Raw genomic sequence first — 20,916 nt, 5'->3', positions numbered from 1 at the left:
TTTTGCGCGTGTTTTACGGCAGTATGGGCATGAGGTTAAACTCATTCCCCCTCAGTATGTGAAACCTTATGTCAAAACGAATAAGACAGATGCCGCTGATGCAGAAGCCATTTGTGAAGCTGTTGCACGGCCTAATATGCGTTTTGTTCAGATTAAAACGGCAGAGCAACAAGCTATTCTGGTGTTGCATACCGAGCGAAATATCCTTATCCGCGAACGCACGGCTTGTGCTAATAGTATGCGGGCCATTTTGGCTGAATTTGGCATCATCATGCCTCGCACATTAAGTCAGCTGTATAAGAAAGTCCCTGAAATACTGGAAGAATATGATAACGAGTTATCACCTTTTGTCCGTTGTAGTGTCGCACGTCAACTTGAACACCTTCAGGGTGTGGAAGATCAAATCACGTTGATCGAACAAGAACTTAGCAGTTGGGCAAAAACACAACCCGCCTGCCAGCGGGTCTTGAAAGTCCCTGGTGTGGGATTGATGACGGCGACCTACCTTGTGGCGTCAGTGGGGAATGGGCAACAATTTCATTCAGCGAAACAGTTTGCCGCCTGGTTGGGATTGGTGCCGAGAGAATTCTCCAGTGGCGGTAAGCAGAGATTGGGCCGAATCAGCAAAAGAGGTGACCGCTATTTCCGTTATCTTCTGGTCCATGGTGCGCGGGCAGTTGCAGCTGTTATTGAGAGACACAAAGACAATATGCCGTGGCTTTACAGGCTGTTGAGTAAAAAGGCCTATAACGTAGCCGTTGTGGCACAGGCCAATAAAACGGCACGTATTTTGTGGTCGATGCTGGTTCATCATACGGAATATCGAACCTTATCCGCGGTTTGAGATAATCTCAAACACGGACAAGGCTCAAGAAAAAAAGTGAATACGTTTCAGGTAATTGCAAGTGTAATTATTGAGATGGCAAAAACAGGTAAGACCGCAAGTGAGAAACTCCGTGAGCCGCCGGGGCATTTGGCCCGTAAGGATGATAGGAACTCACTTGGCGGATTTCATCATGGTTCGGGCGCAATCGCGCCCATAAAGAAACCGGATATATGGCTGCAATACCTGAGCGCTATTTTCAAGAAAAAACACTTGGTTTATTGGGAGCGTCCATATACGGCGCGGCTCGAGCCCCCAGGGAGGGGTTTACGGCGTCTTTACGATCTGCCTGTTTTCACCGTTACGGGCACTTTGTCATTAACCTCAGGAGTCACTGACTATAGTGACTCCTTATCTCATTTATTATTTATAAACAATCTCGCCTTTCGGCTGATACTGACTGGCATCCAGCGGTGAGTGCTTTTCAATATACTGTTTCAGCACTTCTGCGTCGATAAAACCGGTATTTACATAGCTCGGTAAAGTATCAATCTTCGGATAACCATCACCGCCTAGCGCATTGAAATTCAAGGTTGCCAGACGATAGGTTTTATTCGGATCTAACGGTTTGCCTTGTATTTTCACGTTACTGACACCCTTGCCATCAGCGACTAAGCTGACATTGGCAAATTGTGCATACGCACCTGAATCGACTTTCTTATTGGCCACAACCGCCAGATACTTCTCAACTTCACTGCCTTTCATATCGGCATAAACCAGTGTATTACCAAATGGCTGGACCTTAAGAACATCTTTATAGGTGATATCACCCGCATCGATAGAGTCACGAACCCCACCGCCACTCATCACCGCAAAATCAGCACCCGCTCGTTCCATTTGTGCCGCCAATAGCAACCGCGCCAGATTAGTTTGCTCGAAACGCACTTTGCTGCGATCCCCTTCCAACTTGCCATTCACACTACCCACTTTGACATCCAGCTGCGCTTTGCCCTGCTGTTCAAAAGGTGTTAGCAGTTTCAGCATTGACGGGTCTTGCGCAATCTCTTGTGTATAAAAGATGCGCTCACTGGTGCCATCAGCTTTCTCGACTTTTTTCTTCAAATTGATTGGGATTAACTGATAGCTCACTAACTTCAACTCGCCATTACGGAATTTGAAGTCTGCCCGCCCCACATATTTGCCCCATTCATGCGCCTGTACTATCCACGTACCATTTTGCCGATCTGGGGCACAAGGCGTACCGGGCACATAATCAGCCTGCTTATGGTTCTCACTGGCCATACAAACCGGATCTTGTGAGTGCCCACCCACAATCATATCCAGATAGCCCGCCGGTAAACTGCGCGCCATCTCGACATCACCCGGCGCATTCGACCCGTGTTTGCCATCATCATAATGGCCCATATGAGTCGCCGCGATGATAATGTCAGGCTTTTCAGTTTTTCTCAGTTGCTCGACAACTTGCTTTGCTTCTGTCGCAGGCACGCGGAATTCGATATCGGTGAAATACTCGGGATTGCCGATCTTAGCGGTATCATCGGTGGTTAAACCAATTACAGCAATTTTCACACCTTGCTTATCAAACAAGGCGTAAGGTTTGAATAATCGCTGTTGAGTGCTTTTCTGATAAATATTGGCGGATAATAATGGGAAAGTGGCCCATTTCTCCTGCTGGCGCAGCACACTCAGTGGATTATCAAACTCATGGTTGCCGATAGCCATTGCGTCATAACCGACCAAATTCATACCGCGAAAATCAGGCTCAGCATCCTGTAAATCAGATTCCGGAACACCGGTATTGATATCCCCACCGGAGAGCAACAACAAGCTTCCCCCTGCTGCGGCAACTTGCTTACGAATGTCATCAACTAAGGTTTTCTGTGCCGCCAGGCCATATTCGCCGTGGTCATTTTGCCAGAAGTGGCCATGATGGTCATTGGTATGCAGTATGGTGATATCGTAAGTTTTATCTTTTTCCCAGGCGGCAGCCCATCCCGGAGCAAACGCCAGCGACACAGCTAAAGCAGCTGCTGTGGTCGATAATGAAAAACGCATCGCAAATCTCCATATTGTCGTTAAAACCAGCCCGTTCAGCGCCAGTTTAATGAGTGAAAATGGGGTGACACATACCAATTATCATGATAAATCAAGATGATACTGTGACAGAGTTCGTATTGTAGTCTGATGATCTATGGGGTGAATTTCAGAATATTTGAATATATATCAAATTGTATCTGCTGTAGTAAAAATCATTCAATCTGCATAATATGTATTCATTACCAATATATTATTAACAGTGATAATTATTAGGCGAATACTCACTATGACCGATCGTTCTGAGACGGAGCTCCCTCCCTCCGTCAATACCCAGCCCTTCGATAATACCAAGGTAAAACGCACCTCTTTCTCTATATTAGGTGCTATTAGCGTATCTCACTTACTTAACGATATGATCCAGTCGCTGATTCTGGCGATTTATCCGCTATTACAAGCCGAGTTTTCGCTGAGTTTTGCGCAGATTGGATTAATCACCCTCACTTATCAGCTTACCGCCTCATTATTACAGCCACTTATTGGTCTTTATACCGATAAGCATCCGCAGCCCTATTCACTGCCGATTGGCATGGGTTTCACCTTATCAGGTATCTTGCTGCTTGCGGTTGCCACGACTTTCCCGGTGGTTTTACTGGCAGCGGCACTAGTCGGAACCGGTTCTTCGGTCTTCCACCCAGAATCCTCCCGCGTAGCCCGCATGGCATCCGGTGGCCGCCACGGTATGGCTCAGTCTATTTTTCAGGTGGGAGGCAACTTCGGCAGCGCCCTTGGCCCACTATTAGCCGCGATCCTTATCGCACCTTACGGTAAAGGCAATGTAGGTTGGTTTTCACTCGCGGCACTGCTGGCTATTGTGGTGCTGTTGCAGGTCAGTAAATGGTATCAGCAACAACAAAGAGCAACCTATGGCAAAGTAGTAAAAGTCTCATCGGCCAAAATACTGCCTAAAAAGACGGTTATTAGCGCCCTAGCTATCTTAATGGTGCTGATATTCTCTAAATACTTCTACTTGACCAGTATTAGTAGCTATTACACCTTTTATTTGATGCATAAGTTTGGTGTTTCGGTACAAAATGCCCAAATACATTTATTTGTCTTCTTATTCGCAGTGGCCGCTGGCACCATCATTGGCGGCCCTCTTGGCGATAGGATAGGTCGAAAGTATGTTATTTGGGGGTCAATATTGGGCGTTGCGCCATTTACCCTTATTTTACCCTACGTTTCTCTGTATTGGACCGGGGTTTTAACCGTGATCATTGGCCTTATCCTTGCCTCTGCCTTCTCGGCAATACTGGTGTATGCGCAAGAGCTTATTCCGGGTAAAGTGGGCATGGTATCCGGTCTATTCTTCGGTTTTGCTTTCGGTATGGGGGGGTTAGGTGCGGCTGTACTAGGGTATGTTGCTGATTTAACCAGTATTGAACTGGTTTATCAAATATGCGCCTTCTTACCATTACTGGGGATAATTACGGTCTTCCTGCCCAATATAGAAGATAAGTAATAGTAATAACCCTATAATCCCGACTGAGATATGTGTTTCAGTTGGGCGATTTCCCTGCGTAATAGAGATAGAAATAGCAAATCCCTCACAAACAACCACTTCAAACAATTTCCGTGCCAAAGCTGACTTTTATCGATAAAAAATGAATTTTTATCGCGCATTGATCGCATAAATGCAATAAACTGATGTTATTGCTGTGAAATGCTTGCCGCCCTGCCAAACTAGAAGGAGTCTGGATGCACCACTCAACACCCTTAATTACCACGATCGTCGGAGGCCTTGTTCTCGCCTTCCTCTTGGGCTCCTTGGCTCACCGCCTGCGCATCTCACCACTGGTGGGGTACCTTGCCGCAGGGGTGCTGGCCGGGCCATTTACGCCAGGTTTCGTTGCTGATACCTCATTAGCACCAGAACTGGCTGAAATTGGTGTTATCTTGTTGATGTTTGGTGTCGGACTTCACTTCTCACTTAAAGACCTCCTCGCAGTAAAAGCCATCGCCATACCCGGTGCTGTGGCACAAATTGCCGTTGCCCACCTTACTCGGAATGGGACTGTCTCATTTATTAGGCTGGGATTTGATGACAGGTTTTGTCTTCGGTCTTTGTCTATCAACAGCAAGTACCGTGGTATTACTACGAGCTCTAGAAGAACGGCAACTCATAGATAGCCAGCGGGGGCAAATTGCTATCGGCTGGCTGATTGTCGAAGATTTGGCGATGGTACTCACATTGGTGCTATTACCAGCCTTTGCGGCGTGATGGGTAACGAAACCACCAGTCTCAGCCAGTTATTCACTGAACTAGCAATAACCATCGGTAAAGTCATTGCCTTCATTACGCTGATGATTGTTGTCGGTCGTCGTTTGGTCCCCTGGATACTGGCTAAAACCGCCAGTACCGGTTCCCGTGAGCTATTTACCTTGGCAGTGCTGGTATTAGCGCTTGGTATTGCTTACGGCGCTGTAGGGCTGTTCGACGTATCCTTTGCTCTCGGTGCATTCTTCGCAGGAATGGTATTGAATGAATCAGAGCTCAGCCACCGTGCGGCGCAAGATACCTTACCGCTACGTGATGCATTTGCCGTACTGTTCTTCGTTTCAGTTGGGATGTTGTTCGACCCAATGATTTTGCTACGTGAACCATTAGCTGTACTGGCTTCACTAGCTATCATTATCTTCGGCAAATCAGCAGCAGCGTTTATATTAGTGCGGATGTTTGGTCACTCAAAACGTACAGCACTCACCATTTCTGTCAGCCTGGCGCAAATCGGTGAATTTGCCTTTATTCTCGCCGGGCTTGGAATTTCTCTCGGTTTAATGTCTGAGCATGGCCGTAATCTGGTGCTGGCGGGCGCAATTTTATCAATTATGCTCAACCCGCTACTGTTTACATTATTAGATCGCTATTTGGCTAAAAACGAGACGATGGAAGATCTGATTCTGGAAGAGGCAGTCGAAGAGGAAAAGCAGATCCCGGTAGATTTGTGCAATCATGCACTGTTAGTCGGTTATGGTCGGGTGGGGAGTTTATTAGGTGCAAAACTGCACGCGGAAGGTATTCCATTAGTGGTCATTGAGAACTCTCGACCCAAGAGTTGAGGCGCTACGTGAACAAGGCATTAATGCGGTATTAGGCAATGCTGCAAGTGCAGATATTATGTCGCTGGCTCGTTTGGATTGTGCCCGCTGGTTATTACTGACCATACCGAATGGCTACGAAGCTGGGGAAATTGTCGCCTCCGCCAGAATTAAACGGCCAGACCTTGAGATAATTGCTCGCGCGCATTATGACGACGAAGTGGTTTATATCTCGGATCGTGGCGCGAACCAGGTTGTGATGGGCGAACGTGAAATTGCCAACAGTATGCTTAATATGTTGAAGATAGAAACGCTGACCGAAGAAGACAAACGCCCGCTTTGCCCAATTTAAAAACATCTCAGTGTTAGCAAGTTATAAACCAATAGGGCCAGCATATGCTGGCCCTGTTCACTATTTGACGACAATTATCTTTCCCAGTACGACTCTTCCAAACTGTCTTCCCGCTCAGGCAAACCACGCGTCAAACGCGGTGAATGCTGATTCAGCACTTGATAACTAACCCGATTGGCATATTTACACACTTGCGCCAATGAAGAGTAACTCAGGTAACTACGAACATGTTTGCTCGAGTTCGGAACATTATTACGATGAAAACCATTGGCAGCAATGTCATGCAGCACCGCAGATAAAGCACCATCCCCTGCCCCATTAGTATTCATTATTTTCTCAGGGCCGCCCATATAAGGGGCAATATGCGAATAAATCCGTAATGGGTTATCACAATGCTCTTTACGCATCGCGCGGCTGAATTCATACAAGTTAAATTCAGCAATCGCACCGGGTAATAATGGGTGCTGAGTTTGGCGTTTATTAGCCTCTTCCGTATAGCCCGCCATATAAAGGCCATTAGGGCCAGCGGTGCAAAGCACTAAATCAACCCAGTTCAAAGCCATATCTGAGGCCATCAGCGGATCATTAAGCCCCGTCAGTTCATAAGCTTCATCTTCATTCATCGCCACTATAGAGACGTTTTCTTTAAGAAAATCACGCCACCACTGCGGATTATCTGCAATAACGTATTTTGTCCCTAGTGTCATCACGACAGGAACGTTATATTTCTTTGCATAACTGATGGCCTGCATTGTAGCCGCTGGCATTGGCTCGCCCGCTTTACAACGCACCAAATAAGCGGTAAGAACCAATGCCGATGCCCCTGCGATAATATCTTCAGGGATACTTTCCGGTCGTAGCTGATTCATTTGACCGGGACTGATCGCAAATGTGCGCTCGCCATTATCCGTAATGAGAGTGAAACAGCGACCAATCGCACCATCAACTGCCTGTAAATAGTTCAAATCAGTGCGACTAGAGGTATTACACAAATAACGATAGGCATAACTACCAATTTTGATATTGCTACACATCGTACCTAATAAAATAGAGCGGTCATCAGCCAAAACAGAATAATTGTGCAACGTATTACCAATGGTTCCCCCCGCAAACTCATGCGTTATTAAGCCATTAGCGGTTAGCTCCTGATAAAGGCGTTCAGCAACTTCGTCCTCGATAACCAAAGAGTGCCCTTGGCTCAGACCATAACGCGCAATAAAGCCCTCATCGACTTTTGCTTCAATATCAACTAGCGTCTGATCAATACCAACGATATAAGAGGTGCTCACTTCATTTTCTGTCTGAGCCGGTTGCAATAAAGGGTCACGAGCATTAACAGGAAAATAGTGCTTAGATTTGCGTTTACCAGGAAATTTCATTGTTTTGAGTAAAAAATTGAAATGGGAAGATAAAAAAAGGAGACCAGAGATAAAATCTCTGGCATACATAAGTAGTAATACCAAAATAGTCTGTTACAGTAAGCATAATATACGCTGATAGATTAAGCATACGTATGAAAAAATTAGTATTTTATAACACGACAGTTCTTTATCTGAGCATAATAAATTTATTTTTTTGGTGGTTCTAATCTGGAATTATGACGCTCACGAACAAAAAAACGCATCAATACAAATGTAATAGAACCAATTAAACCAATAAAACTAAATGAAATAATCGTCAATAAACCTTTTCTACTATTTTGAAGTATTTGGTTCAGATGGGACACTATGCTGTAGTGGATCCGATGGCTCCTGCAAGTAATTAAATGTTGGGACATCTATAACAACAGGTTGTAATGCGGTTATTTTATTCAGGTAGAGTTTTTTATTCAATAAATCAGCATTAACACTTGTGAGATCAGTTATAGACCTCTCAATTTCTAGCTGCCTATTTAATAAATCATACCCCATGGATATTGGATAATTATTACTACTAGCAGAAATATCAAATGCACCAATAGCTGGCTTCTGCAAACCAGCCGCTTTAGCTATCGAAGCTGCGTATTCTAATCTCTGGATTCTGATTTTTATGTTCATTCTCAACCTGTTGTAAAGCTAAATTATATTTCTTCAGTGGCCATCTTTTTAGCTGTATCTATGGTGAATTTAATTTGGTCATTAAGATTATCATTAACTTTCCGGTTAATATAATTAACATAACCTGTGAAAACATCTTTTAACCCATATTCTAAATTAGAACTATAAGTAAGAATGTAATTACCTTTAACATCACTATCTGAATTTATATTCTTGCCTTTAACCCAGCAAAATTATTAGCGTTAACCTTCTCTTTGGACATATATTTACTCAACATATCTTTAGAAGAGTAGTATTTCCTGAAATCCATGGAGCAGATCATCTGCGGTAATATTCAAATCAATATTAAGCACTGATAATGATGACTCAATAGATTCAAGTGGTTGCATCTTACCATCAGAAGTAACTGATACTATTGCATAACTAGTCCATTCTTTTGGAGAAAAAAAACACAACCCCTCCACCCACAAGAGTAAATATAGCGAGTACAATAAAGATCAACTTGGATGATCTAAATATTATTGAAATTATCTCTATAAGGTCTACTTCTTCTTTATTTGAAGGCAATATATACTTTCCAAACGGGGGATGGTTTTTTATCATTACCCTGTGATCTATCACTCATCAATTTTACCCATACCAATTAAATTAAGAAAAACATTGTAAATAATAACTAACAGTTATAACCATTAGGATTCATTTTTTGCCATTTCCAAGCGTCCTGAAGCATATCAACTAAAGTTCTTTTTGCATACCAACTAACTCTAGATGTGCTAGTTCAGGGCTTGCCCAACACTCAGCTATATCACCAGGCCTACGGCTAACAATGTCAAAATGGAATATTCTTACCCGTAATACGCTCAAATTCCTTAATCATATGCAAAAACAGAATAGCCAACTCCGGTTCCTAAATTGTATATACGAAATCCTGAGGTCAAGTTAATTAAAGTACTAAGGTGCCCTTCAGCGAGATCCATAACATGAATATAATCTCTTAATACCAGACCCATCTGGTGTATCGTAGTCATTACCATACACTAATAGTTTAGATAATTTGCCAATGGCAAACCTGGGTTATGAATGGTAATAAATTATTGGGTTTTCCGTTAGGATCCTCACCAATTAAACCAGAAGGATGAGCGCCTACTGGATTAAAATAACGCAACGCTGTTATTGAATAGTCGGGATGAGCTAAAGAGAAATCTTTTAATATTTGCTCTACCATCACTTTGAAGTGCCATATGGGTTAGTCGTCCCGCCAATTCTAGCTTTTTCAGTCAACGGAACGAATTCAGGCTCACCATATACTTGTTGCTGAAGAGCTGAATATTAATTTTTTGACATTAAGCTAAACACATTTCCTCAAGTAAAGTAATAGAACCAACTACATTGTTTTGATAATACTCAATAGGTTTTTCAACTGACTCACCTACTGATTTCAAACCTGCAAAATGGATAACCGAATCAATTTTATGACTTGAAAAAATAAGCTTAAGACATGATCTATCAAGTATATCGCCATGATAAAAATTAGGTTTTCGTCCACAAATCTTTGAGACTCTGGCTAAGGACTCTGCTGATGAATTAATTAGATTATCAAGAACAACAACATTCCTTCCTTGTTCCAACAATGTAAGCACTGTATGAGAACCTATATATCCAGCACCACCAGTAATTAATATAGACATAAATATCCTATTTTATCATTGATACAAAAATATTATTCAACAAGTCAAATAGAAATCATAATCACTCTCTTAATATGCGTAAAATATTTGAAGTTTCTTCGTTCATTAGTTTAGTATCACACCTTGATTCAACATTTAATCTAACAACAGATTCCGTGTTTGAACTACGTAAATTGAAGCGCCACTCTGCAAACTCCATACTAATGCCATCGATCTCATCAATCTTAATAGCCTTGGCTTCATATGCAGCACGAACTCTTGCAATCGCAGATATTGGATCAATTAGTAGGGAATTTATCTCTCCTGACGCAGGATAGGCCTTCATACGTTCTTTTACTAATTGTTCTAAACTCTTTCCTTTGACAGATATAATCTCTGAAATAAGTAACCATGGAATCATTCCTGAGTCACAATAAGCAAAATCACGAAAATAGTGATGAGCACTCATTTCACCACCATAAATTGCATCTTCTTTCCGCATGCGCTCTTTAATAAAAGCATGGCCAGTTTTAGACATTATCGCTTTTCCTCCGGAAGAATTGACAATATCTATTGTATTCCAAGTTAAACGTGGGTCATGAATTATCTTACTAAAACCATCTTTTTGAAGAAAGAACTCAGCCAAAAGACCTACAATATAATACCCTTCAATAAAATCCCCGTTATGGTTAAAAAAGAAGCAGCGATCAAAATCACCATCAAAAGCGATCCCCATATCAGCACCATTGGCTAACACCGCATCCGTTGTATCTTGCCGACATTCAGGTAATAATGGATTGGGAATACCATGAGGGAAAGTGCCATCTGGCTCGTTATGGATTTTAATCAAGGTAATAGGAATATCTAAAGCAGTAAAGCGTTTCTCTAACGCATCAATTACATGCCCTGCAGCGCCATTTCCACTATTAACAACTAACCTCAAGGGCTTAAATAAAGACGGATTTACATATCCCATCAAATGGTCAATATAGTCATCAATAATCGATATTTTATCATAACTACCCTTCATTGATGGTTCTACTGGTGGAAATTTATTAATTTCTGCTAAATGCTGGATATTTCGTAAACCAGTATCACCACTAATAGGGCAAGCGTTCTTTCGAACTAACTTCATACCATTATAATCGATTGGATTATGACTGGCAGTTACTTCTATTCCACCATCAACATCTAAATGGAAAGTTGAAAAATATATCTCTTCCGTACCAGATAAACCAATATCTAATACATCAACACCGGCATCTTGTAAACCACGCGACAGTGCTAATTTTAGACTTTCACTGGTCAATCTGACATCGCCACCAACGACTACTCTCTTAGGCTTTTCAAACTCGCCGTATGCCCGGCCTATTCTGTAAGCAATATCTTCATTTAATTCATCACCTAATCGACCACGAATATCGTAGGCTTTAAAACAACTTAGTGCACTCATGATTTCTAGCTCTATATTTTTATGCTCAATTCGAACAATATCATCTTCTTCTAAGTAACTTCCAGTACGAACCTCTATAATTTCCAGAGGAAGTTTTCCTGGATTCTCAATAGAGTGAGCCACTCCAACAGCAATATAGGTTGACTCATTCTCTGTCACTAAATAACTTTCGTTGTCTCTATATACTCTGGCCGTCCCAGAGACGACAACCCAGTGTTCAGCTCGATGATGATGAATTTGAGTCGCAGTCCGTTGTCCCGGTTTGATTGTTACATGCTGTACATGATATCGGACACCTTCAGCAATCGCATCATGCGACCCCCAAGGTCGATAGACTTCCTTATGCTGGAGATATTCAAGTCGCGAGCCAAGTTTAAGTTGCCCAACGATTTCTTTAACGCTTTGAACTTTATTCTTATTCGCCACCAATAAAGCATCTTTGGTTTCGACAATAATTAAATCATTAATACCGACAGTGGCTACTAATCTATTCTGAGAGTAGATATAGCTATTGTTTGTATCTTCCGTTAATACGTCGCCACGAACCACATTACCATGGCTATCTTTATCATTGATTTCCCAGAGCGCAGACCAACACCCGACATCACTCCATTGCGCATTCATCGGAACCACGACAGCATCGCTTGTTCTTTCCATGACTGCATAATCGATGGACTCATCGGGACAGCTGTAAAATGCAGCCTCATCAAGGCGAATAAAATCTAGATCCTTGCGTTGTCCGGCAATGGCACTTTTACAGGCTTCAAAAATATCTGGCCGATGCTTTTCCAACTCTTGCAAATAACGAGATGCTTTGAATACAAACATCCCACTATTCCAGTAATAATCACCAGATGATAAATATTGCTCTGCTTTGGCTAAATCAGGTTTCTCGACAAAAGAGTCAACCTGAAAAGCTCCTCCTTCGATCTGCTTACCTTGTCGGATATAGCCATACCCAGTTTCAGGTGTATTAGGAACTATTCCAAAAGTGACCAACTTACCCATTTCTGCAAGAGGCTCTGCAAGTTGAATAGCACTAATGAATGCAGGCTTATCCTGTATGACATGATCAGCTGCTAGTACCAATAATATCGGGTCCTCACCATTTGATGTGGCAAGTAGCGCAGCCAAGGCAATTGCAGGTGCTGTATTACGCCCAATAGGCTCCAATACTATGCCGCTATGCAATAAATTTTGCTGCCTAAGTTGCTCAGCAATAATAAACCTATGTTCTGCATTACATATCACTAATGGTGAAAGATGGGGGAGATTTCCCAATCTAAGTAAGGTTTCTTGGAACATACTCAACTCTGACGTAAGAGCCAAGAATTGCTTGGGGTAATGGGTTCGAGATAGCGGCCACAAGCGGCTGCCAGCCCCCCCAGCCATAATTACAGGTAATAGCATGCGCAGTTACTTCCTAAAGTTATTTTGATTATCCAAGAACCATTGATAGGTCATCTTTAAACCTTTTTCCAAGGAAATTTGATACCGCCAGCCTAATTTATCCAAACGACTTACATCCATCAGCTTACGAGGTGCGCCATCTGGTTTACTTGAGTCAAAAACTAATTTACCTGAAAAGCCAACCACTTGAGCAATCGTTTCTGCTAATTCACGAATAGTACAATCAATACCCGTTCCAACATTAATATGCGATAACATTGGCTGAGTATTAGCAGCATAGATATCATCTGCCAGTTCCATCACATAGATGCTGGCAGCAGCCATATCATCTACATGTAAGAACTCGCGCATCGGTTTACCACTTCCCCAAACAATTATTTCATTGTCATTACGCATTTTTGCTTCATGAAACCGACGTAACAATGCAGGAATAACATGAGAATTATCAGGATGGAAGTTGTCATTTTCACCATAGAGATTAGTTGGCATCACGCTGCGGTAATCACGGTTATATTGCCGATTGTACGATTCCACACAATTTAATACCGGCTATCTTGGCGATTGCATAAGGTTCATTCGTTGGTTCCAGCACGCCAGTAAGCAGTGTCGACTCGCTCATAGGCTGGTCCGCCATCTTGGGATAAATACATGATGAACCGAGGAAAAGTAATTTATGTATGCCCGCCATATGAGCTGCATTAATAATATTACATTCGATCATCAGGTTTTCATAAATGAATTCTGCGGGATAATTGTTATTGGCCTGGATTCCTCCTACTTTCGCCGCTGCAAGGTAAACCTCATCAATTGCCTCCGCAGTAAAAAATGCCTGCACAGCTGATTGAGACATTAAATCTAATTCTGCGCGGGCTTTAAGAATTAATTCAATATCACTACGACCTTTTAACTGACGGACAATCGCTGACCCAACCATGCCTCGGTGCCCTGCCACAAATACGCGCTTCATAACCATCAGTATTAGCTCTCTAAAGTAATGGATACATCAAAACCGTTGGCTTTGAGCAAAGCATGCTGCTTAGCCTGCTGTAAATCGCCAGCGACCATTTCAGCGCACATCTCTTCAACAGTTATCTCGGGAACCCAGCCTAACTTTTCTTTGGCCTTCGATGGATCACCTAAAAGTGTTTCTACTTCAGCAGGGCGAAAGTATCGAGGATCGACTCGAACAATAATATCACCTACTTTTGCTGAAGTTGCATACTCATCGCTGATTGCAGATATAGTAGCAATCTCATCAATTCCTTTGCCTGAAAATTCAATTTCTATTCCCGCTTCTTTTGCAGACATCCGAACAAATTCGCGAACCGTAATCTGTTTACCAGTTGCAATAACAAAATCTTCAGGTTGGTCTTGCTGCAGCATCATCCATTGCATACGAACATAATCTTTCGCATGGCCCCAATCCCGCAGAGAATCCATATTCCCTAGATACAAGCAATCTTCTAATCCGAGTGCTATGTTAGCAATAGCCCGAGTAATTTTACGAGTAACAAACGTTTCCCCACGGCGAGGAGATTCATGGTTGAATAAAATTCCATTACAGGCATACATGCCATAGGATTCACGGTAATTTACTGTAATCCAGTAAGCATACATCTTCGCAACTGCATACGGAGAGCGGGGATAAAATGGTGTGGTTTCTCGCTGCGGAATTTCTTGAACCAAGCCGTAAAGCTCTGACGTAGAAGCCTGGTAAAAACGAGTTTTATGTTCTAACCCATTGATACGTACTGCCTCTAACAAACGCAATGTACCCATAGCATCTACATCTGCGGTATACTCAGGTGATTCAAATGAAACAGCCACATGAGATTGAGCACCTAAGTTATAGATTTCGTCAGGTTGAATTTCTTTTACCAGGCGGATTAGATTAGAAGTATCAGTCAAGTCACCGTAATGTAAAAAGAAATGAGGGTTTACTTCATGAGGGTCTTGATAAATATGATCAATACGGCTTGTATTAAAAGAAGATGAACGGCGTTTAATACCATGAACTTGATAGCCTTTTTCTAACAAAAACTCAGCTAAATAAGATCCATCCTGGCCAGTAATACCTGTGATTAATGCCTTTTTCATAACGATTCTATCGCCTCAATAATAGCTCTATTCTTGATTACTTGATTGAAATTTTTTTCTGCATAATTACGACATTGTGTTGCCAATAAAGAAAAATTTTGAGTGCTAATTAATTTCACAATATCTTCGATTTCACCCTCATTAAATAGGAAGCCATTGACCCCATGTTCAATGGCATCAATACAGCCTGGCACAGCATAACATATTGCAGGAATACCACATGCGTTAGCCTCCATAACCACGACAGGAAAACCTTCATGTTTAGACAAAAGAAGCAAAACATCAGTTTTTGCATAAATATGACGAAGATCAGACAAATAGCCATGAAAAATTATGTCTTCCTCAAACTCAGCTTTTAAATTAGCTATATCATCTTCTGTCAGAGAGGATGGGTTAGCAGGGTAAGTATCACCAACAACATTAAGAGTAAAGTCTACACCAGCCAACTTTAAATGCTTGATTAGCTCGATAATATAAAAAATACCTTTATCTTCAACTAAACGTCCAACATAGAGTAGTTCTATTTTTCTCGAGCATTTTTTTATTTTATAGCTATAACAAAAACTCTCAATGTCAACGCCGATACCACCTAGCACTAAATCACCATCACAACCAAGTAAATTCTTCTCATATTTGTTCATGAAGATTCTTTTACCAACACCTCTTGTCAGCAATAATCTCAATATATTGAGAAAACCTTTATTTTTTGTAAAAAAAGTCCCGATACCTTCAATAAAACAAACAGTCTTTCTTGCAAAGAAAATTGATGGGATAGAGAAAATAAATGTAACAAGAAAATGACAAGACACAGTTAATTTAAACTTCTCTTTGAATAAAACCCACAGCAATGATAGGTTAATAAAAAAATATCTATATAAAAGACGTTCATTATCCGTAGTAATAACTATAACACCATATTTCTTTAGACAATCAACTGACTCATTGTCATCGTTAGGTGCAATACAGTATACTTTATGCCCACGAGATAGTAACTGTTTAATATATGATAGCCTAAACACAACAACGGTCTTTATTGAGTTTTGTATAATACAAACACTTTTACACTCGTTCATAATTCCAACCGATTTTTTTATTAGATTGCTCAGACATAAACTGGGCATCTGAATTTGGAATAATAACTTTAGTTGATTTATTTCCATTAAGAATGGCGGCCCACCAACTAAAAGTACTTCCACTCAAGATATAATCTTGGCAACACATCAATCCAATAAAATCTTCGATTGCTGATTTCCCAGAAAAATAATCAATTGAACTAATTTTCGGTAAATGTTTTTTACACCAATCAATATCATCTGAAAAAACCATAAAACGTCTACCCGGAAACTTTTCAATTGCATTACTTATATATTCAATATCACTAGCAACATGTAACTTGCTGCTGGATGTAACAAAATCACCTCTGCGGATATGAATACCAACATGATCAGATATATTATTACCAATATCTCCCATGAGATTGCCATGTTTATTCGCTATGCTAACTCTCAAAAAATCCGAAGAATATAGCGCAGCATCTGGAAATTGAAAATATCCATAGTGATAATTAGGCATTGGTATCTTCAAACAATCGTCTAAACTACTTAAAGCATCATAATCATATATCAAAATATTTGGCACATGATTAATCTTCATTTTTCTTAGTGAAAATCTAATAATTTTAGATAGTAGGTCATCATTAAAAGTAAGTATTCTTTCTTCTGAAATAGGAATAGTTTCTAATTCTCCCAGCAAGGAGAAAAAGCTGACAGAAGAATGCTGCCTTTGTTGATAAAAAAGATGCACATTTAAATTAACATCGAACTTTAGCTTATCCTTCAAATAGTAAGCCCATGCCACCTGAAATAATTGATTACCTAATCCCCCTTGTACAAGAACGTTAACACTCATTTTTTCCCTTATGTATTTTAAATGAGAAATTTAATGCTCTGATAAATCCAGAAATCATATAATAGAAAGATTTAAATTTCGTAATATAAGCATATTTAGCTGCATAAATAAGGACAGCAAGTGATTTTGAAAGATACAAAGAAAACGAATAAAAAACTATTGGAGCGTTAGGAATATTTTTTCTAATAGAATTAGTACATAAAGATATTCGATGTAAATGTAATGTTTGAGATATACTGTTAGATGTTAATCTATAGGAAAGTAAATCCTCAGGGACGCTCCCAAAAGTACATACTCTCGATAATCTACACCATAAATCAAAATCCTCTGCTCCATCGGTGCCTAAACTATACCCATTAGCTTTTTTTAATACGGCCGTCCTAATCATGGTTGCAGGATGACAAAGAGGGTTAATAAAAGGTAATGATGATATTATATCGAAGTGATTAGTCGGGAATTTTTTTCTTCCAATAATACGGTCATTTTCATCGATTAACTTAATATTCCCACCAACAACGTCTAAGTTATACCTTGCCATATAGTCAAGTTGTTTTCTTAACCTTAATGGTTCCATTATATCGTCAGCATCCATTCTAGCAATTATATTTGCATGAACTTTAGGTATCGCAAAATTAAGAGCAGATACAATTCCTCCATTTTCTTTTTTGAAATATTTTATTCTGTCATCATTTATTGATTGTATTATTTTACCGCTAGAATCAGTAGAGCCATCATCAATTATTATCACTTCAATATTTACATATTCCTGAGATAAAACCGAGCTAATAGCAGTACGAATAAAACGCTCAGCGTTATAGACAGGAATAACCACAGATACATCAATATCGTCAATCATGTAGCTTACTCGCATAAAGCAGATTTGAAATTTTCAATTGTGTGATGCTCTAAAATGTACTCTCTTAGTCTAAAAAAATCTTTCTCTAAAGAGAGCATTTTTTTTAGTTTCTCATTAATATCACCTATACTATTAATTATAAAAGGTTTTGCTAAGTGTTCAGGGATTCCTGAAAAAGCTTCTTTCGTACCAAAAACTAATTTGTTTTTATACACAGAGTTTAGCAAGATATTTTTAACCCCCGCACCAGCATCTAGAGGCATAATGACAAGATCTAAACTATCAAAAAAGGTATCAAAGTCTTCAATATATCTTTTTTCAATAAAATCAACTCCGACATATAGTTCTTTAGCCTTCTGAAACCAATTTTTGCTGGCTGAGCCATGAAAGATTATAGTTTTATTTTTAAGCTCAGTTAAATCACTATAAGAAAGAAAATTTGTTGCATCTACAGAATAGTGGTTCTGCAAATTAATAAAACCTATGGTTTTCACATTAAGAGTAAAATCACTTATTCGTCCCAAATTATATCTGGCTTGGATTGGATGAGGGAGATATTTTATATTATTTTTAGGGAACTTCCTTTTTAAGGAAGTCTCATCATCTTTTGAAACGGTATAGAGCACACACCGGCGCAAAGAACTTATCAGGATATATGTAATAATATATCGATAAACTTGATATGTAAACTTCAAATATGATCTATTAGCAAATCTAACTTTAGCAATACTTTGAATTGATCTCAAAGAATCATCTGGTAATATTATAATATCGTCCTTGTGCGCAAGCAGACACTTATATTCAATAGGTATAAATACAACCTTTTCGCATTTATTTTTAGAAAAAAAACGTGTAAATAAATATAGTTTTGAATATATATTTTTACTTACAACACTTTCTTTAAATAAAATACTTTTAAGAAAAGTCACACCTGTAGAGAAGGTGTTTAATGGGTCACTAAAAGAAGGGATCATATAATATAATACTCCTGCATTATATAATTTTTGCGAAACGTACAAAGGCTATGAGGCAGAGGAGAAGCCACATCGACTTCGATATTTTTAAGTTATAATTTAATAAAACCAAGACATACATGAGGTCAAATGCGAATCCAAATCGACCTAATGTCGGTAGATATATTGAGAGTAAAGAAACAAATATTGGTAATATCAGGAGTAATTTAGTATTAAATGATATTGAGATAGAGGATTTCTTTAGTGCATTGTAAAAAATAGTAAACTCGATAAATTCAAAAATGGGAGAAATATAAAAGGCACTACTATCATTAAAATAACTCTTACTATCAAGTATATACGATGAAAATTTATTATAAAAATAATCAAAGAAAATTAAAAGCACTGCACCTACTATGACTAAATATTTTATCAGTGAAAGTTTATTTCTATAAAAATAAGCCAAAGGGAATATAGCCATTAATGGATGTAATGCAACAGACAATAATGCAACGATCCCGCCCCCCCCATTTATTACTAATATAATAAAGTAATGGTACAGAAAATAATAATAAATGACTTCTTACAGAAAAAGGGATTAATAAATGAGTAAACCAAAGCCAAAAAACAACATAAATTCCATTTTTTATTTTCAAACACAAAAAAAGCAATGCCAAACAAATTAGTATATTTTGAAAAATAAAAAACATTTCATAACTGGCCCCTAAACTCTTAACACTAACCATTAAGATATAATATAGAGGAGAGTCTACTGTGTTTAATGTTGAAAATATATCTGAGAAATTTACTAGATATGTATAAAAATAAGAGTAAGAGCCTTTATCTGGACCATTTAAAGAGAAGAAACAACTTAAAATAAAAAGGTAAAAAAATAAAATTAAAGATGATACTTTAGAATTCACTTCATTTATCAAAACAATCATGCAAAATATATAAAAAGTAATAATCAAAAACAGATATTTAGGAAGCACTCCATCTGTGACTAAAACATAGTTTTCGACAGAAACAAAATTCATTATCTAACCTTAATCTTGAAGCTTTTTATTAAAGTGATAAGGATATACTTTATATGTTAGCAATGAACTATACTTTCTTATTAAGATTTAATATGGCTAATTTATCAAAAAAAGTCGCATAAGAGTCTAACAATATGAAGAATATAAAACACACATCTAATATGCAGTATCTTTTACTAAAATTATTTTGATCTGAATTTTTTATATATAAACTTGGATATATAATAAACCACATCAACTGACAAGACTCTAGCGATTAGTTTTTTAATAAAAAATAAACTTGGATTAACATAAATTAACTCATTGTGTTTACTAATGTAGATACCATTAAATTTTGCAGAACTCCTAAAAACCAGCACCATAAACCGTATACTATAAGTTTTCTTTATATAACTAGCTAAATATATTTCGTTTAATTTTCTAGCCATCGGTATTTTAAGACTATTATGGAATACCTTAAAATAAATAAAAATATCGTTGTAATGCACACTTGCTAAATTATAAAACTTCTCAGCCCTCCTCATATATACGCATGGGAAATCCGGTATAATGATATTAAAATTCCAACATTCTCTGTTAAGCATATTTAGCCAGAAACAACAATATGCATGCGACGAACCAGCTAAAAGATTGAAATAATTATCAGATAAATATTTTCGCTTAACTAGAACAGCACCAAAATATGTTTTATCACAAAGCTCAAGGAAAGCATCATCAAAGCAGTCGTACTTATGGGGTGCAATATTAAAATGAGAACCTACTATATTATCGCTTGCATCAATAATAGTTGCATTGAACGTTGCCAAATCAACATCATTTTTGAGCAACAATTCTTCCAATTTATTAAATGCATCTGAATAGAAATAGTCATCATCGCCAAGAAAATATATATAATCACCTCTAGCCATCTTGGTAACATAATGCATGTTATCATCTATTGAGAGAGGAGATTCCTGAATAATATACCTTATATTATACTGATTTATTTCATCTATGTAATCTTCAACTTTTGAATAATCATCTGAAGAGCAATTATTAGATATGCAGACCTCAAAGTTCATACTGTGATTATTTTGCGAATATATAGAATTCAGTGCTTTTAATAAGTAATTAGCTCTATTATAACTTGGAATACAAATACTTAACATAGTAGCGAGTAGCTCCTCATAC

The 20,916-nt window shown here is 38.9% G+C and carries 14 protein-coding genes and 4 pseudogenes; 3 read left to right on the top strand and 15 right to left on the bottom strand.

The annotated features are described in order from the left end of the window. Positions 1-844 (top strand): IS110-like element ISYen1 family transposase (locus FGL26_RS21370; protein WP_138060275.1); only part of this gene is annotated, 844 nt, incomplete at its 5' end. Between the two features lie 402 nt (positions 845-1,246). Here the strand turns inward: FGL26_RS21370 and ushA are convergent. Then, the gene (gene ushA / locus FGL26_RS21360) at positions 1,247-2,899 is read right to left on the bottom strand and encodes a bifunctional UDP-sugar hydrolase/5'-nucleotidase UshA (protein WP_005167760.1); all 1,653 of its coding nucleotides are present in this window, start codon (positions 2,897-2,899) and stop codon (positions 1,247-1,249) included. 268 nt (positions 2,900-3,167) lie between these two features. Between ushA and rosA the strand changes: the two genes are divergently transcribed. Beyond that, entirely contained in the window at positions 3,168-4,400 is a 1,233-nt protein-coding gene (gene rosA, locus FGL26_RS21355) for an MFS transporter RosA (protein WP_005167755.1), read from the top strand. Between the two features lie 236 nt (positions 4,401-4,636). Further along, positions 4,637-6,329 (top strand): annotated as a pseudogene (gene ybaL / locus FGL26_RS21350) (YbaL family putative K(+) efflux transporter). Between the two features lie 74 nt (positions 6,330-6,403). Here the strand turns inward: ybaL and FGL26_RS21345 are convergent. The 14 genes and pseudogenes from FGL26_RS21345 to FGL26_RS21285 all read right to left on the bottom strand — a co-directional run bounded on the left by FGL26_RS21345 (position 6,404) and on the right by FGL26_RS21285 (position 20,894). Beyond that, complete coding sequence (locus tag FGL26_RS21345) at positions 6,404-7,708, bottom strand: inosine/guanosine kinase (protein ID WP_005167753.1); 1,305 nt, start codon at positions 7,706-7,708, stop codon at positions 6,404-6,406. 315 nt (positions 7,709-8,023) lie between these two features. Next, complete coding sequence (locus FGL26_RS21745; protein WP_241999476.1) at positions 8,024-8,365, bottom strand: hypothetical protein; 342 nt, start codon at positions 8,363-8,365, stop codon at positions 8,024-8,026. 423 nt (positions 8,366-8,788) lie between these two features. Further along, positions 8,789-8,968, bottom strand: coding sequence for a Wzz/FepE/Etk N-terminal domain-containing protein (locus FGL26_RS21740; RefSeq protein ID WP_241999475.1), 180 nt, complete (start codon positions 8,966-8,968; stop codon positions 8,789-8,791). A 70-nt stretch (positions 8,969-9,038) separates the two neighbouring features. After that, positions 9,039-10,053, bottom strand: a pseudogene (gene galE, locus FGL26_RS21335) (UDP-glucose 4-epimerase GalE). A gap of 61 nt (positions 10,054-10,114) precedes the next feature. Then, positions 10,115-11,485 carry a phosphomannomutase CpsG gene (cpsG, locus tag FGL26_RS21330; protein ID WP_005167745.1) on the bottom strand — a complete coding sequence of 457 codons (1,371 nt, stop codon included), beginning with the start codon at positions 11,483-11,485 and terminating at the stop codon, positions 10,115-10,117. Between the two features lie 24 nt (positions 11,486-11,509). Then, positions 11,510-12,895, bottom strand: a pseudogene (locus tag FGL26_RS21325) (mannose-1-phosphate guanylyltransferase/mannose-6-phosphate isomerase); the annotation flags it as partial. Positions 12,896-12,901: 6 nt separating this feature from the next. Beyond that, positions 12,902-13,868 (bottom strand): annotated as a pseudogene (fcl, locus tag FGL26_RS21320) (GDP-L-fucose synthase). 5 nt (positions 13,869-13,873) lie between these two features. Beyond that, the gene (gene gmd, locus FGL26_RS21315; protein ID WP_005167740.1) at positions 13,874-14,992 is read right to left on the bottom strand and encodes a GDP-mannose 4,6-dehydratase; all 1,119 of its coding nucleotides are present in this window, start codon (positions 14,990-14,992) and stop codon (positions 13,874-13,876) included. Then, on the bottom strand, positions 14,989-16,065 hold the full coding sequence (locus FGL26_RS21310) for a glycosyltransferase family 4 protein (RefSeq protein ID WP_005167739.1): 1,077 nt from the start codon (positions 16,063-16,065) through the stop codon (positions 14,989-14,991). Before FGL26_RS21310 ends, gmd begins: the two co-directional genes overlap by 4 nt. Continuing rightward, complete coding sequence (locus FGL26_RS21305; protein WP_005167738.1) at positions 16,052-16,900, bottom strand: alpha-1,2-fucosyltransferase; 849 nt, start codon at positions 16,898-16,900, stop codon at positions 16,052-16,054. Before FGL26_RS21305 ends, FGL26_RS21310 begins: the two co-directional genes overlap by 14 nt. Then, positions 16,890-17,756 (bottom strand): glycosyltransferase, encoded by an 867-nt coding sequence (locus tag FGL26_RS21300; RefSeq protein ID WP_005167737.1) that lies wholly within the window; start codon positions 17,754-17,756, stop codon positions 16,890-16,892. The genes FGL26_RS21305 and FGL26_RS21300 overlap by 11 nt, the downstream gene beginning before the upstream one ends. 5 nt (positions 17,757-17,761) lie before the next feature. After that, positions 17,762-18,730: a hypothetical protein gene (locus tag FGL26_RS21295; RefSeq protein ID WP_005167736.1), complete on the bottom strand. Its 969-nt coding sequence runs from the start codon at positions 18,728-18,730 to the stop codon at positions 17,762-17,764. Positions 18,731-19,158: 428 nt separating this feature from the next. Continuing rightward, the gene (locus tag FGL26_RS21735) at positions 19,159-19,746 is read right to left on the bottom strand and encodes a hypothetical protein (protein WP_241999474.1); all 588 of its coding nucleotides are present in this window, start codon (positions 19,744-19,746) and stop codon (positions 19,159-19,161) included. Positions 19,747-19,928: 182 nt separating this feature from the next. Continuing rightward, positions 19,929-20,894 carry a glycosyltransferase family 2 protein gene (locus FGL26_RS21285; RefSeq protein WP_005167734.1) on the bottom strand — a complete coding sequence of 322 codons (966 nt, stop codon included), beginning with the start codon at positions 20,892-20,894 and terminating at the stop codon, positions 19,929-19,931. Positions 20,895-20,916: the final 22 nt, after the last annotated feature.

Origin of the sequence: Yersinia enterocolitica subsp. enterocolitica (assembly GCF_901472495.1) — a bacterium.
In the GTDB taxonomy this organism is placed as follows: Bacteria; Pseudomonadota; Gammaproteobacteria; order Enterobacterales; family Enterobacteriaceae; genus Yersinia; species Yersinia enterocolitica.
This window is presented reverse-complemented; position numbering and strand designations above follow the sequence as displayed.

What these genes read in the sequence shown, in the direction of transcription:
- FGL26_RS21285 (WP_005167734.1), bottom strand. Translation starts at nt 20,894, where the DNA reads ATGTTAAGTATTTGTATTCCAAGTTATAATAGAGCTAATTACTTATTA.
- FGL26_RS21295 (WP_005167736.1), bottom strand. Translation starts at nt 18,730, where the DNA reads ATGATCCCTTCTTTTAGTGACCCATTAAACACCTTCTCTACAGGTGTG.
- FGL26_RS21305 (WP_005167738.1), bottom strand. Translation starts at nt 16,900, where the DNA reads ATGAGTGTTAACGTTCTTGTACAAGGGGGATTAGGTAATCAATTATTT.
- FGL26_RS21740 (WP_241999475.1), bottom strand. Translation starts at nt 8,968, where the DNA reads ATGATAAAAAACCATCCCCCGTTTGGAAAGTATATATTGCCTTCAAAT.
- FGL26_RS21735 (WP_241999474.1), bottom strand. Translation starts at nt 19,746, where the DNA reads ATGAATTTTGTTTCTGTCGAAAACTATGTTTTAGTCACAGATGGAGTG.
- FGL26_RS21310 (WP_005167739.1), bottom strand. Translation starts at nt 16,065, where the DNA reads ATGAACGAGTGTAAAAGTGTTTGTATTATACAAAACTCAATAAAGACC.
- FGL26_RS21745 (WP_241999476.1), bottom strand. Translation starts at nt 8,365, where the DNA reads ATGAACATAAAAATCAGAATCCAGAGATTAGAATACGCAGCTTCGATA.
- cpsG (WP_005167745.1), bottom strand. Translation starts at nt 11,485, where the DNA reads ATGAGTGCACTAAGTTGTTTTAAAGCCTACGATATTCGTGGTCGATTA.
- FGL26_RS21300 (WP_005167737.1), bottom strand. Translation starts at nt 17,756, where the DNA reads ATGATTGACGATATTGATGTATCTGTGGTTATTCCTGTCTATAACGCT.
- ushA (WP_005167760.1), bottom strand. Translation starts at nt 2,899, where the DNA reads ATGCGTTTTTCATTATCGACCACAGCAGCTGCTTTAGCTGTGTCGCTG.
- FGL26_RS21345 (WP_005167753.1), bottom strand. Translation starts at nt 7,708, where the DNA reads ATGAAATTTCCTGGTAAACGCAAATCTAAGCACTATTTTCCTGTTAAT.
- gmd (WP_005167740.1), bottom strand. Translation starts at nt 14,992, where the DNA reads ATGAAAAAGGCATTAATCACAGGTATTACTGGCCAGGATGGATCTTAT.
- rosA (WP_005167755.1), top strand. Translation starts at nt 3,168, where the DNA reads ATGACCGATCGTTCTGAGACGGAGCTCCCTCCCTCCGTCAATACCCAG.